The sequence below is a fragment of the Priestia sp. VA7 genome, from assembly GCF_055710015.1.
The window spans coordinates 987,325-1,000,309 of sequence record NZ_JBVQPN010000002.1; the positions used below are offsets into that span (position 1 = coordinate 987,325).

The window sequence follows — 12,985 nt, forward strand, 5'->3', positions numbered from 1 at the left end:
TAAGACAGCACCAGCAAGTCACCAACTCAGCTATGGTGCTGCCTCTCGTTTATAAAGTTTATTTTCTAAATGAACATTACGAAGCTGAATATGATTTAAGAGCTTCAAGCATCAGATCCCAAAATCCATCCACATCAAGGGTTAAACCAAACTTCGCATTTGCTTTCCTTCCTGTAACTCCAAGCAAATCAACTGAAGTCGTTCCAGCCGTGTATTCTCCGCGTGTTTCTACCACAATATTAACTTCCTTTAGCGTAAATAGTTCTGGAGCTATGCAATAAGCAACGGTTAATACATCGTGAACAGGAGGACCATCAAAGCCAAACGTTTCTTTATAGGCAGATTTAAAAAATGCTAATAATTCACACACCTTTTTTGCTACGTTATTATCAATGTTCATCACTTGGTTAATAACATTATCTGTTGCAACGGCTTGATGCGTAATATCTAACCCCATTACTATCAGTGGAATGCCGCTATCAAACACTTTTTTAGCCGCTTCTGGATCTGCCCAAATATTAAACTCAGCTGTTGGCGTCCAGTTCCCGAAGGTTCCGCCGCCCATAAGGATAATCTCTTCAATATTTTCTTTAATTTCCGGAGCTTTTATTAAAGCTAAAGCAATGTTCGTTAATGGACCGGTAGGCAAAAGCGCAACGGGATCTTCTGACTCTTTGACCATTCGTATAATAGTATCTACTCCGTGTTCTTCGCTCCAGCTGCGAGAGAGAGCCGGGAACTCAGGGCCGTCTAATCCTGAATCCCCGTGTATACTAGGCGCGTTTTCACGTCTGCGCATCATTGGTTCGCTTGCTCCTTTTGAAACAATTACGTTATGTAACGATACTAAATCACACACTTTCAAAGCATTCAGCGTCGTTTTTTCAATTTCTGCGTTTCCTGAAACAGTTGTAATCGCTAAAATATCTAATTCCGGTCGTGCAGCAGCCAAAATAATAGCAATAGCATCATCATGACCTGGATCACAGTCCATAATAATCTTTCTTTTTTTCATTATGATCACCTCTATAGAATGGATAAATTCCTGTTAATTTTACATGGATTTTATTTTTTCTAAAATAGCTTCTGTAAACTCCGACGTAGAGGCATGTCCGCCTAAATCTTTCGTTTTCACTTCAGCTTGGAGCGTTTGATAAAGTGTGTGTTCTACTGTAGCAGCCACTTCTGTAAGTTTGTGATCCGCATGTTTTTCAGCCAGCCATTTCAGTAGCATGGCTGCTGAAGAAATAATACCGGTTGGGTTTGCTATGTTCAAACCTGCGATATCTGGCGCAGAACCATGAGCTGCTTGTGCCATAGCGATATGTTCATTTGCATTAAGAGAAGGGGCTAATCCTAAGCTTCCTACAAGCTCGCCGGCTAAATCTGAAAGAATATCACCGTACATGTTTTCGGTTACAATGACATCAAAATCGGCTGCACGACGTACGAGATGAGCAGCCATGGCATCGATATGGTAGTCGTCCACTTTTACTTCAGGATATTGCTCAGCTACTTCTCGACAAACGTTTAGAAATAGTCCGGTACTTAATCGTAAAACATTTGCTTTATGTACGATTGTCACTTTTTTACGACGCTGCATAGCCAATGCAAAAGCTTCATGCGCAATTCTTTCCACGGCTTTTCGCGTAAATACGCCTGATGTCACAACGACGTCTTTTGTAATCTGCCATTCGCCGTGTCCAGAAAACATATTTCGGTCAGCATAGAATCCTTCCGTATTTTCCCGGACAATCACTAAATCAGCTGCTTTCACGACGCTTTTAATACCTGGCATTGTTTTAGCAGGGCGAATATTTGCGTAAAGATCTAAACTGTGACGAAGCTCTCCGCTAGGATTACGCTTTTCTTTGTGCTCGAGAGGGTAAGCCGCAGAATCGTGCGGGCCAAGTATCCATCCATGCGTATGTTTTAAAGCATCTATCGTTACTTCTGGAAGAGGATCGTTATATTGTTTAATTCCTTCCCATCCCATCGGCAGATAAATCCATTCCATTTTTGCTCCTGCTTTGCAAGAAGCATTTTTAACTACCTTAACTGCGGCATCGACAATCTCCGGCCCGATGCCATCACCCCCCAATACCCCGATACGATAAACAGTCATTGTTTTGAACACCCTTTCATTATGCGCAATGCTTTTATAAATAGATTGAATTTTTATAGTATTAATCTACTTAAAGGAAAGACAATAATAAAATAGTATTTTTTTATGTTTATAGATTAAATTCTTTTATCTTTCTTTTTGCTGCTTTTTTTAAAAAGAATTAGCTAATGCTTCATGCTCCAGATTTTCTATCAAACAGCTTCTTAATTGGTGATATTAAATTTTAAAAAACACCCAATTACCACCTAAGACATGATTTAATTATATCATAATTCAGAAAATTAAACGGTTCTACGTTGGCACGAAAATTGCTTGTACTGTATATGAGGAATACAAAAGAAAGGAGCAATATGTAGTTGCAGATAAGGAAGCTGCTTTTAAAGAACGAGAAGTCTGTTTAAAGTTATTATTTCACAATGAAGGGGAGAAGAAGAATGAGTGAACCGCAAAAAGAAATGAGTTCATTAAATCAGGTAAGGAAAAAAGAGAGGAAAATAAACGTTTTTGCTTTATTGTTAGGCTTTCTTGTGATTGCTACCATTTTAACGTATATCTTGCCAGCTGGAGAATATGCGCGTGTAGAAGTAGACGGGAGAACAACGGTAGATCCTCAATCGTTTAAATGGATTGATTCTACACCTGTTGGATTCTTTGATATGGTCAAGGCAATACATACAGGAATGGTAGAAGGAGCCGACATTATCTTTTTTGTATTAATTATCGGCGGTTTCTTTGGTGTACTAAGCGCTACGGGTACAGTAGATGTATTAATTACAACGATGGCTAAAAAGCTTGCTACCCGAGAAAAGTTATTAATTCCTGTTATGATGCTATTTTTTGCGGTGGGAGGATCTTTAATGGGAATGGCGGAAGAAACGCTAGCCTATATTCCTCTTTTAATTCCCCTGGCACTTGCTCTTGGATTCGACGCATTAACGGGAACTGCTATTGTGTTAATTGGAGCATCAGCTGGTTTTACTACGGCAGTTATGAATCCGTTTACAGTGGGTGTTGCACAAGGAGTAGCAGAGCTTCCTATGTTTTCTGGAATGGGCTTTCGCCTTATCTTATTCGTAGTTGTTTACGCTGTTTCAGTATGGTTTGTCTATCGATATGCGATGAAAGTTAAAAAAAGTCCTTCGATTGGAACGTACGGAAAATACAGCATAACTAATGCAAATAAACTTTTAAACTCCGATGCCAAGTTAACTAGAAAGCATAAATGGATTATGGCAGCATTTCTTGTTAACTATGTAATTCTTGCTTTTGGGGTTATTAAGTATAAGTGGTACATTACCGAAATTGCCTCTCTGTTTGTCATTTTGACTATTGTGATTGGGGTTATTGGGAGACTGTCTGTTGAAAATACAGTTAAGTCGTTTACAAACGGGGCAGCAGCATTAGTTGGAGGAGCGCTAGTTATCGGAGTTTCTCGTGCTGTTCTTGTTGTTTTGAATGAAGGTCATATTGTAGACCCTATGCTTCATCAAGTATCTGGAGCTATTCAACATATTCCAGGATATTTAAGCGTCATCGGAATCTACAACTTCCAAGCGCTGATTCACCTTATTTTAGCATCTGGAACAGGTCATGCGATGCTGACAATGCCAATCATGACACCGCTTGCAGATTTGCTTGATATTACGCGACAAACAGCAGTATTATCTTTTTCTTTTGCAGACGGCATCGGAAACATTATTTTCCCGACGGCTGGAACGTTGATGGCTGGTTTAGCGATTGCGGGAATCTCATGGACAAAGTGGGCAAAATGGGTGCTGCCGTTAGTCCTTATTCAATATGTGATTGGTCTAATAGCCGTTGTGATTGCTTATTTTATCAATTACGGACCATTTTAAGCATTAAAATTATATAGAAAAATATTATTCGCAAGTCGAGCTTACTAGTAGGAGGAATAGACGTTGTTAACCTTAATCAAAAATGCAGAAGTATATGCACCACAGCACTTAGGAAAAAAAGACGTATTACTTGCAGACAGCAAAATCATCCTTATAAAAGATTATATTGAGCATTTAAATACGTCCATTCCTATTGATGTTGTAGACGCCGCTAATCACATTATAGCTCCAGGCTTCATTGACTCACATGTTCATATTATTGGCGGAGGAGGAGAAGGTGGATATAAAACACGCACTCCTGAACTAATGTTAACCGATGCAACGACTGCCGGTGTTACAACTATTGTAGGTGTACTTGGAACAGACGGTACAACAAGAAGAATGGAAAGTCTTCTTGCTAAAGCAAGAGGATTAGAAGAAGAAGGAATTAGCTGCTTTATTCACACAGGTTCTTATCAAATACCAGTAAAAACGTTAACTACCAGCATCGAAGAAGATCTTATTTTAATTGATAAAATTATCGGAGTAGGTGAAATTGCCATTTCTGACCACCGTTCCTCTGAACCGACATTTGAAGAACTGGTAAAGGCGGCTTCTGCTGCCCGCAATGGAGGGATTTTATCAGGGAAAGCCGGAATATTAGAAGTTCATGTAGGGGATGGAAAACGGAAATTATCTTTATTAAATCAAATCGCAGATGAAACAGATCTGCCAATTCGTCAGTTTCATCCTACACACATTAATCGAAATGAAGAACTGTTTAAAGAAGGAATTCAATTTGCAAAACGAGGTGGCTATGTAGATTTTACAACTAGCACCATTCCATATTTTTTAGAAGAAGGCGAAGTTAAGTGCAGCAAAGGGTTACGCATCATGCTTGAAGAAGAAGTTCCGATCTCAAGTATTACGTTTTCATCCGATGGAAACGCGAGCCTGCCGTTTTTTGATGATAACGGAGATTATAAAGGGCTTCAAGTTGGAAAGGTGTCTTCTTTATTTCAAGAAGTACGAGATGCAGTACTAGAAGAATCAGTACCGTTAGAAACAGCTCTTCAAGTCATTACTTCTAATCCTGCCAAAGTATTAAAACTGTCCAATAAAGGGCATATTCAACCTGGAAAAGATGCAGATTTAGTCCTTTTAGACAAAGAGACACTAACAATTAAAACAGTTTTTGCTCAAGGTAAAGTAATGGTAAAAGACGGTGTCCCTGTTGTGAAAGGAACGTTTGAATAACAGGTTTTAAACATCATTTAACGAAAGTATCGAGAAAGGATACGAGCTAGTCAGAGAAAGATATTAAAATTTGCGTGGAAAGGATCTTTCAAATGAAAAAGAAACTTGTTTCATGTCTTATCAGCTTTACATTACTTTCTTCTTTAAGTACACCGCTGCTTGCAAAAGCACAAGAAAATACTGAAGACATTAAAGGCAGCCTTGTTATTGCAGGCGGAGGTGTAGGAACATCCAATCACGACATATATGAAAAATTCCTCTCGCTTGCTGAAGGAAAAGAAAAAGCCAGAATAGGGATTATTCCAGCTGCTAGCACCACGCTGCAGTCTTCTGAAAAGTTTAAGGAAGACCTCGTGAAATACGGAGTAAACTCAGATTCTATTCAAATACTTCCCGTTTCAAATCACGATTTTTCTGACACAGAAACAGATGAATCAACTTGGAAGAGTCAAGTAAACGATAAGAAGTTATCCAGTACAATTAAAGGATTAACGGCAGTTTGGTTTGTTGGAGGAGACCAAACAAAAATTGTAGATTCCCTTCGGCAAAATAATGGAAGCGATTCCGAAGCGTTAAAAGCTATTTGGGATATATACCGTAAAGGTGCAGTAATCGGAGGTACAAGTGCAGGAGCTGCGATTATGAGTGACGTCATGATTACGGGCGGAGACAGTCTAGGAGCTTTAAAAGAAAGTATAGGAAACAAGGTAAATAAGCATGTAAATGAAGGGGAAGATGGTAAAAAAGAGTACGAGCCTTTATCAGTTCAAAAGGGGCTGGGTTTTTTCCAACACGGCATAATCGATCAGCATATGGATGAACGAGCACGACTTGGGCGACTTGCAGTAGCTGCGTATAATTCTGAACGTGAGAAAGAAAAAAACTTTGCATACGGTGTGGACGAAGATACAGCTATGGTTGTTAATAATAAAGATCAAAAAATTGAAGTTGTTGGACGAAGCGGAGTAGCTGTCTTGGATATGAGCGAAGCTAAGCTAAAATCAGCTTCAAACTATACATCTAAGCAAAAAGCGCTTTCAGGCTTAACGAACATAAAAGTTAGTTACTTATCTCCTGGAGATCAAATTGACTATCATTTAAAATCATTTGAATTTCCAAAAGATAAAGTAGAAACGAAGGGATTTGAATATAATTCTTTTAATGCACTGCCTGCTACGGGTGTTCTTACACCCTATGGAAGATTAAAGGCTTATTTATCATATTCTTTTGTTGACAATAAATCGATGAAATCTGCTAGCAGCTATGTTTATGACAGTAGAGGGTCGGGATATGAAATTGCTTTTCAAAAGGATAATGACACAAACGGTTACTGGAGATATACTGACGGACAAAAAGATGACTATTCCATTGTAAATGTCAAAATGGATATTACGCCCAAAACCTTCAAATTCCAACCGGATAGAAAAACTAGTTTAACGTATAAAAAACCTACTTTTTCTTCATCTGAAAGTCCTGCATACGATTCGATTAAAGGTAATCTCTTAATTGCAGGAGGAGCGCTTGGCAGCAGCAATTCAAGCGTGTATAACAAGTTTATTAATCTTGCAGGAGGAAAACAAGCCAAAATAGGAATTGTGCCTGCAGCGAGTACTAAGTTCGACTCTTCTAATCAGTTTAAAAGTGATTTAATTAAATACGGAGTGAAAGCAGAAAATATAGAGATTTTACCTATTTCGAACCATGACTTTAAAGGAACTTCTGAAAATGAGTCGACTTGGAAAACAAATATGAACAGTGATAAACTAGCGCAAAAAGTTAAAGGGCTAACGGGCATTTGGTTTGTAGGAGGAGATCAAACCTTGATTACGGGCTCCTTGCGTAATGAAAATGGTTCGGACTCAAAAGTTTTACAAGCTATATGGCATACGTATAAAAACGGGGCAGTACTTGGCGGTACGAGCGCCGGCGCGGCAATTATGAGTAATACTATGCTCGCAGGCGGAGATAGCTACGGAGCGCTTTCATACGGATTTACAAACACATATGATGATATGAATCAGCAAGAAGGCGGGCCTGCTTATTTGGAAAAAGGTCTTGGCTTTTTCCAATACGGTCTTGTAGATCAGCATTTTGACAACAAAGCAAGACTCGGACGTCTTATTGCAACAGCATATGAAAAAGGAAATAAAAATCAGCTTTCATACGGAATTGATGAAGATACTGCTATGGTGGTAAATAATAAAGAAAAACAAATAGAAGTTGTGGGAAGAGGGGGTATTACGCTAGTTGACTTAGCGAAGGTACAGGCAAATGACAAATTTCCGAGTGATTATAAAAATATTCTTATCTCTTGTATCACTCCAGGCGACAAAGTAAATCTCACAACAAAAGAAATCGTCATAAACCCAGCTAAAACATCTACTAGAAAAAATGAATACTACAGTGAAAAAGTTGGACCAAATACAGGTCTTTTCTCTCCGCACGGTGTACTAAGAAAGTTTTTAGCTTACGATCTTGTTGATAACGCTCAGAGTAAAGAAATAAAGAGCTATGCGTTTAACCAAAACAAAGGTTTTGAGCTTACCTTCCGAAAAAGTGCTGAAAGCAATGGTTATTGGGCTTATACAGACGGTCAAAAAGACGATTACTCCATTGTAAAGGTAGCCTTAGATATCAAACCAATAGATGTAGATATTAGATGAAAAGAAAGTAATTCAATGCATCTAGCACTTTAGCATATTGTGCCTCCACCTATTAAAGCGGAGGCACTTTTTTCTACTTGTTTTTATTTACAATAGGGACAAACGTCCGCTAGATGAAATGCAGGGCAACGTATAAAATGATAGGTACAGTATTCCAAGACTAATCTCTGAAGGCAAGCAAATTTAAAGGCCTGTAGAAAGGTGTTCATACGATGAAAAAGAAATTAGTTTTAATAACAGGAAGCAAGCAAACTAGAATCATTTTGCACGATCAATTAAAAGAGTTGCTAGACGATTACATTTTTATTGAATGCTTTGCGATTGACGAAGAATTACCGGGGGAAATTGATGGCGATGTTGTCCTCTACTCATCAGAGAGTATAAAGCACGAAATGAAGGACAGATTAGACGTTCAGCATGCACATGAAATTGTAGGAAATAGAACGATTCACCATAAACATATAAATGAATTGCTGCAAATCCCCGCCCATACAAAAGTATTAATTGTAAACGATGACGATAAAGAAACCCTTAAATTAATAGAATCTCTCTATCAAGTAGGTATTAATCATGTTCAGTTTATTCCTTTTAAAAAGCAAAAAACCTATTACGAAGGTGTGGAAGTTGCTGTTTCTCCAGGTGAGATTCACTTATGTCCACCATATGTAAAACATGTAATTGATATAGGCGTTAGGCTTTTTGATATGGCGACCATTTTTGAACTTATAAAATCATTTGGTTTTAATCAGTCTAATCATTCAATTATTTGGGATCGCTATTTACGAAATATTATTGAGCTGCAAAAAAAGCTAATAGAAGCAGAAGGGCAAATGAAAGAACTTCACCTCCATGTAAAGAGTGTTGTAAATGTAGTAGAAGATGGGATCCTGGCCGTGGATTTCAATAAAAGAATTACGTTATTTAATAAAAGGTTAGAATCATTGTTTCAGCTATCTTCTTCTGATGTTGTAGATCGTGAAATTCAACATGTCATTTCTAACGAAGGCCTTGTGGAGTTTATTACATCGTCCGACGAGAAAAGTCAGTACTTTAACGTAAACGGATACGAAATGGTTATCTATAAGTCTATGATTCAGGAAAGCAATACTACGGTAGCAACGTTTAAAAGTGTGAATCAAGCTGTTGAAATAGAAGGAAAAGCGCAGTCAGAACTTAGAAAAAACGGCTTTTCTGCTAAGTATAATTATCAAGATATTATCGGAGAACACCCAGCTTTGCTTAAAACGATTGAAATTTCCCGGAAAATGGCGGTTACTGAGTACCCTATTTTAATTCAAGGAGAAACCGGTACAGGAAAAGAGCTGTTTGCTCAGGCTATCCACAATCATTCTACACGTAAAAACGGACCGTTTCTTGCCGTGAATTGCAGTGCCATGACCGATACATTGCTAGAAAGTGAGCTGTTTGGGTATGAAGAAGCCAGTTTTACAGGAGCCCAAAAAGGTGGCAAAAAAGGGCTGTTTGAGAGCGCTGATAAAGGTACGATCTTCCTGGATGAAATTGGTGATATCAGTCCGCGTTTACAAACTCAGCTTTTAAGAGTGCTTCAAGAAAAAGAAATTAGACGGGTAGGAGGGACAAGAGTTATTCCGATCAATGTAAGAATAATAGCAGCTACTCACAACAATTTACTACATAAAATGAAAGAAGGGTTGTTTCGAGAAGATTTGTACTATCGTTTACACGTATTATCTTTAACGATTCCTCCTTTAAGATATAGAAGAACCGATATTCCTTTACTGATTCATCATTTTATTTCTAAATCAAAAACGTGGACGCATATCCATCCAGAAGCGATGAAGCTGCTTATCGAATACGAATGGCTAGGAAACATAAGAGAATTAAAAGGAGTCATCGAATATTTGCTTACTGTCTGCGATGAAAACGAAGTGAAAGCAAAAGACGTAGAGTATAGGCTTAGTAGTCAAAAGGAGGAGCATACTTTACATGAAATTGAAAATGAATCGGTTGACTTGATCGAACTTCAAGAAAATCACGCTCTGTTAGAAACGATAAAGCAGTGTAATGATACAGGAAAAGCAGCAAGCAGAAAGTGGATTACACAGCATTTAAAAGGCTTTACTCTTACAGAACAGCAGGTGAGAAATCGTTTGGATGTACTAGAAGAAAGAGAGTATATTATAAAACGCAGAGGCAGAGCAGGAACGAAAATAACAGAAAAAGGACTGCATTATCTATATCATTTAAAAACAAAACAGCACTTAATCAATCCTTAATATACGGAAGAAAGGGAAACTTCACTAATCAAGTTTCCCTTTTCTATAAAATAGTGTCGTCATAGACTTGGCGTTTACGGCTGATTTCCTCCGTATACTTTTCCTGTAGAGGAAGTAATAACACCGCCGTTTACGTTTAAAGTATAAGCTAACCCTCCAGAACCCATCCAAGTGGAAAGATTAAAAGTGCTGCCATTAAATAGTTTATAGATAGAAACGTTATTAAACGTCAGCGGCTGACCGCTTATACAAGTAGCAGGCGCCTTATTCGTTTTAGCTAGATAAACAGCTGCGTTTGTAGAGCCTGGCTGTGTTACTACTTTAGCTGAACCATCTTTTTCTACCAGAAGCGCTGACTGTTCATTAACAGCAATTCCTTTGGCGCTTGTTCCAGTTTCTTCTCCGTCTTGGATATTACGTGCAAGAAATGTTAAAAAGCGTCCCATTCTATCTCGTTGTTCAAAATGAGTGTCTGTTTGAATGTTATTATTATGCGGGGTTTGAATCAAATAATCTGTAAAAGAAATAAGAGAACTATAGGGATTGTTTAGCGCTGTTTTCGAATCTAAAGTTGTAGAGCCTGCTGAGATAGAGTCATAAACGTGATCACCTTGAATCATGGTGCCGGCACTTGTTCCTCCAAAAGGAATGCCTTGATTAATACGATTATTTAAGGCTGTAAGAACTGGGGATCCTTCTAAGAAATCTACGTAATCAGCTTGATTGCCTCCAGCAAAAAAGATGCCTTCTGCCTTGTTAATTTTGTCAATTAAAGAAGAGTCTGAACCTGCTCTTATTAAATCATCAACGACAATTGTGCTAACAGAGTTAAGGGGCTTACCTATGCTTTTGGCGAGGTCATAGATATATGAATTATAGGCGTCAGTACCCGTCGCTCTTATAACCAAGAAATCTCCGCCGTTTGCCTTTTGAATCATCCATTTGAATGCTTCATCTACATCGATGCTGCCGCCCATATAGACTTGTCCGAAGCTTGTACTAGTAGCTTTGTCTGCGGTACTTCCGACTTGATAAAGCGTATAAGGTGCAGAAGCAGCGGAAGTGGAGATTGGAAGTAAAAGAGATGCCGCGAGAACAGCACAAGTAATGACCTGCTTTTTAATACTTTTCTTACGTTCAGCTTTTTTCATAAAGTTCTCCTCCTTTAATAAGTGTTCATAAATGAACATGCAAGTTTTATACCAACTTATTGAACACCGGCAAAATAGTGAAAGAAGGCTTTTTTTAAAAGCACTATGTGTAATATAGGTTATTTATGGGTCATTATTAAGGTTTTTCACACCCGAAAAATGGCGAGAACGACTCTAACTTGGATATCTAATAGTGAAAAGAAATTGCAAAAGGTATATTACAAGATTACATCCCTCATTGAAAAATAATCTTTAAAAACTTAAAATTGTAATAGAAAGGAAAAACAAGGATAAAAAGAAGAGCTGTCCGCAATAGCGACTTATTTATCAAACAGACCTTCATTCTATCAATATCTTTATCTCTTAAACATTTTCCACCAGCATTTCTACGCAGAAAAATTATACATGAGAGGATCTGTCAAAATGAACAAACAGGAAAGTAGCTACAGATGGGTTGTTTTTGGAACCGCTTTATTAGCGTATTATTTGATTGTCAGTCAACGAACAGCCCCTGGACTTATTACAGAACAGTTAATGAAAGATTTTCACGTTTCAGCATCCGTTATAGGATTGATGACGAGTATACAATTTTTAGCCTATGCAGGCCTTCAGATTCCTGTTGGCTTACTTTCTGATCGGTACGGCCCAAATCGATTTCTCATCATTGGATCCCTTTTAACCGGAATAGGAAGTCTCATCTACAGTACGTCTCCCAACGAATATATCTTAATTTTCTCTCGTTTGCTAGTCGGTACCGGAGACTCCATGATTTTTGTCAATTTAGTGTTAATTTTAAGTCAGTGGTTCAAAGGAAATGAGTTTGTAAAGCTATTAGGTTTAATCGGGCTGGTAGGAAGTGTGGGGTCATTATCAGCTACTGTGCCTTTATCTATGTGGATTTCCTTTTCAGGCTGGAGAGTTCCTTTCCTTAGCATAGGTCTGGTTTTAATGGCGGTATCTTATCTGCTTTATGTCGTTTTAGTCGTAAAGCCTAAACGATTATTTGTAGATGATGCTAAAGCAAATAAATCCTCTGTTAAGACTCCGGAAAGTGTATGGGCAATCCTAAGGAGAGTGATGACGACTCGCCAAGCCTGGGCAACATTTCTTTGTCATTTTGGTGTAGTTGGTACATATATCGGTTTTATTGGTTCTTGGGGAGTTCCTTATGGAATGAATGTGTTCCATTTATCCCGCGCTGATGCAAGTCAGCTTATTATGTATGGTCTGTTTGGTGCTATGATTGGCGGACCTTTAATCAGCTGGATATCAAGCAGGTTAAATTCCATTAAAAAAATTTATTCACTTATTCATCTTATTGTGGTGCTTAGCTGGACTGGATTATTATTATCCGGCATAAAACCTTCATTCATGCTAGTCGTTATTTTGCTTTTTATCATCGGCTTCGGAAACGGCGCAAGTGCTTTGACTTTTGCCGTAGTACGTCAATCTTTCTCACTAAAAGAAGTAGGAGTTGTATCAGGTTTTGCCAATATGGGAGGCTTTTTAAGCGCCGTATTATTACCTAGTATTTTCGGAAATGTCCTGGATTTATTCCCCGAGCGTTCACTGCATGTTGGTTATCATTATGCTTTTATGATTCCCATTTTGTTTTCAATGATGGGGTTGTTAGGTGTCTTACTAATTAAAGAGAAGGAAAAAAAGGAGCAGAAAGTGCTGAATGCTTCTTAATGTC

Annotated in this window: 8 protein-coding genes; 5 read left to right on the top strand and 3 right to left on the bottom strand. The window is 38.2% G+C overall.

What is annotated here, in order from left to right; translation table 11 throughout:
- Positions 1 to 76 precede the first annotated feature (76 nt).
- Both AC0C45_RS11490 and AC0C45_RS11495 read right to left on the bottom strand, forming a co-directional pair.
- Entirely contained in the window at positions 77 to 1,015 is a 939-nt protein-coding gene (locus AC0C45_RS11490; RefSeq protein ID WP_257063141.1) for a nucleoside hydrolase, read from the bottom strand.
- A 39-nt stretch (positions 1,016 to 1,054) separates the two neighbouring features.
- Positions 1,055 to 2,125, bottom strand: a complete 1,071-nt coding sequence (locus tag AC0C45_RS11495) for an isocitrate/isopropylmalate dehydrogenase family protein (protein WP_047930849.1) — start codon at positions 2,123 to 2,125, stop codon at positions 1,055 to 1,057.
- Positions 2,126 to 2,559: 434 nt separating this feature from the next.
- On the opposite strand from AC0C45_RS11495, the gene AC0C45_RS11500 reads away from it, so the two are divergent.
- The 4 genes from AC0C45_RS11500 (at position 2,560) to AC0C45_RS11515 (ending at position 10,138) form a co-directional block, all read left to right on the top strand.
- Complete coding sequence (locus AC0C45_RS11500) at positions 2,560 to 3,981, top strand: YfcC family protein (RefSeq protein WP_016763618.1); 1,422 nt, start codon at positions 2,560 to 2,562, stop codon at positions 3,979 to 3,981.
- 63 nt (positions 3,982 to 4,044) lie between these two features.
- A complete protein-coding gene (gene iadA, locus AC0C45_RS11505; protein WP_237893758.1) occupies positions 4,045 to 5,217 on the top strand; it encodes a beta-aspartyl-peptidase in 1,173 nt (390 codons plus the stop codon).
- A gap of 92 nt (positions 5,218 to 5,309) precedes the next feature.
- Positions 5,310 to 7,880, top strand: a complete 2,571-nt coding sequence (locus tag AC0C45_RS11510) for a cyanophycinase (RefSeq protein ID WP_237893759.1) — start codon at positions 5,310 to 5,312, stop codon at positions 7,878 to 7,880.
- Positions 7,881 to 8,092: 212 nt separating this feature from the next.
- The gene (locus AC0C45_RS11515; RefSeq protein WP_095379933.1) at positions 8,093 to 10,138 is read left to right on the top strand and encodes a sigma 54-interacting transcriptional regulator; all 2,046 of its coding nucleotides are present in this window, start codon (positions 8,093 to 8,095) and stop codon (positions 10,136 to 10,138) included.
- Positions 10,139 to 10,212: 74 nt separating this feature from the next.
- Here the strand turns inward: AC0C45_RS11515 and AC0C45_RS11520 are convergent, their stop codons facing one another.
- Positions 10,213 to 11,289 carry a cyanophycinase gene (locus AC0C45_RS11520; protein WP_472928149.1) on the bottom strand — a complete coding sequence of 359 codons (1,077 nt, stop codon included), beginning with the start codon at positions 11,287 to 11,289 and terminating at the stop codon, positions 10,213 to 10,215.
- A 423-nt stretch (positions 11,290 to 11,712) separates the two neighbouring features.
- On the opposite strand from AC0C45_RS11520, the gene AC0C45_RS11525 reads away from it, so the two are divergent.
- On the top strand, positions 11,713 to 12,981 hold the full coding sequence (locus AC0C45_RS11525; RefSeq protein ID WP_013082523.1) for an MFS transporter: 1,269 nt from the start codon (positions 11,713 to 11,715) through the stop codon (positions 12,979 to 12,981).
- The last annotated feature ends 4 nt before the right edge of the window (positions 12,982 to 12,985 follow it).

Bases quoted from the DNA above. Each gene is read 5' to 3' on its own strand.
- AC0C45_RS11490 (WP_257063141.1), bottom strand. From the start codon at position 1,015: ATGAAAAAAAGAAAGATTATTATGGACTGTGATCCAGGTCATGATGAT.
- AC0C45_RS11495 (WP_047930849.1), bottom strand. From the start codon at position 2,125: ATGACTGTTTATCGTATCGGGGTATTGGGGGGTGATGGCATCGGGCCG.
- AC0C45_RS11500 (WP_016763618.1), top strand. From the start codon at position 2,560: ATGAGTGAACCGCAAAAAGAAATGAGTTCATTAAATCAGGTAAGGAAA.
- AC0C45_RS11510 (WP_237893759.1), top strand. From the start codon at position 5,310: ATGAAAAAGAAACTTGTTTCATGTCTTATCAGCTTTACATTACTTTCT.
- AC0C45_RS11515 (WP_095379933.1), top strand. From the start codon at position 8,093: ATGAAAAAGAAATTAGTTTTAATAACAGGAAGCAAGCAAACTAGAATC.
- AC0C45_RS11520 (WP_472928149.1), bottom strand. From the start codon at position 11,289: ATGAAAAAAGCTGAACGTAAGAAAAGTATTAAAAAGCAGGTCATTACT.
- AC0C45_RS11525 (WP_013082523.1), top strand. From the start codon at position 11,713: ATGAACAAACAGGAAAGTAGCTACAGATGGGTTGTTTTTGGAACCGCT.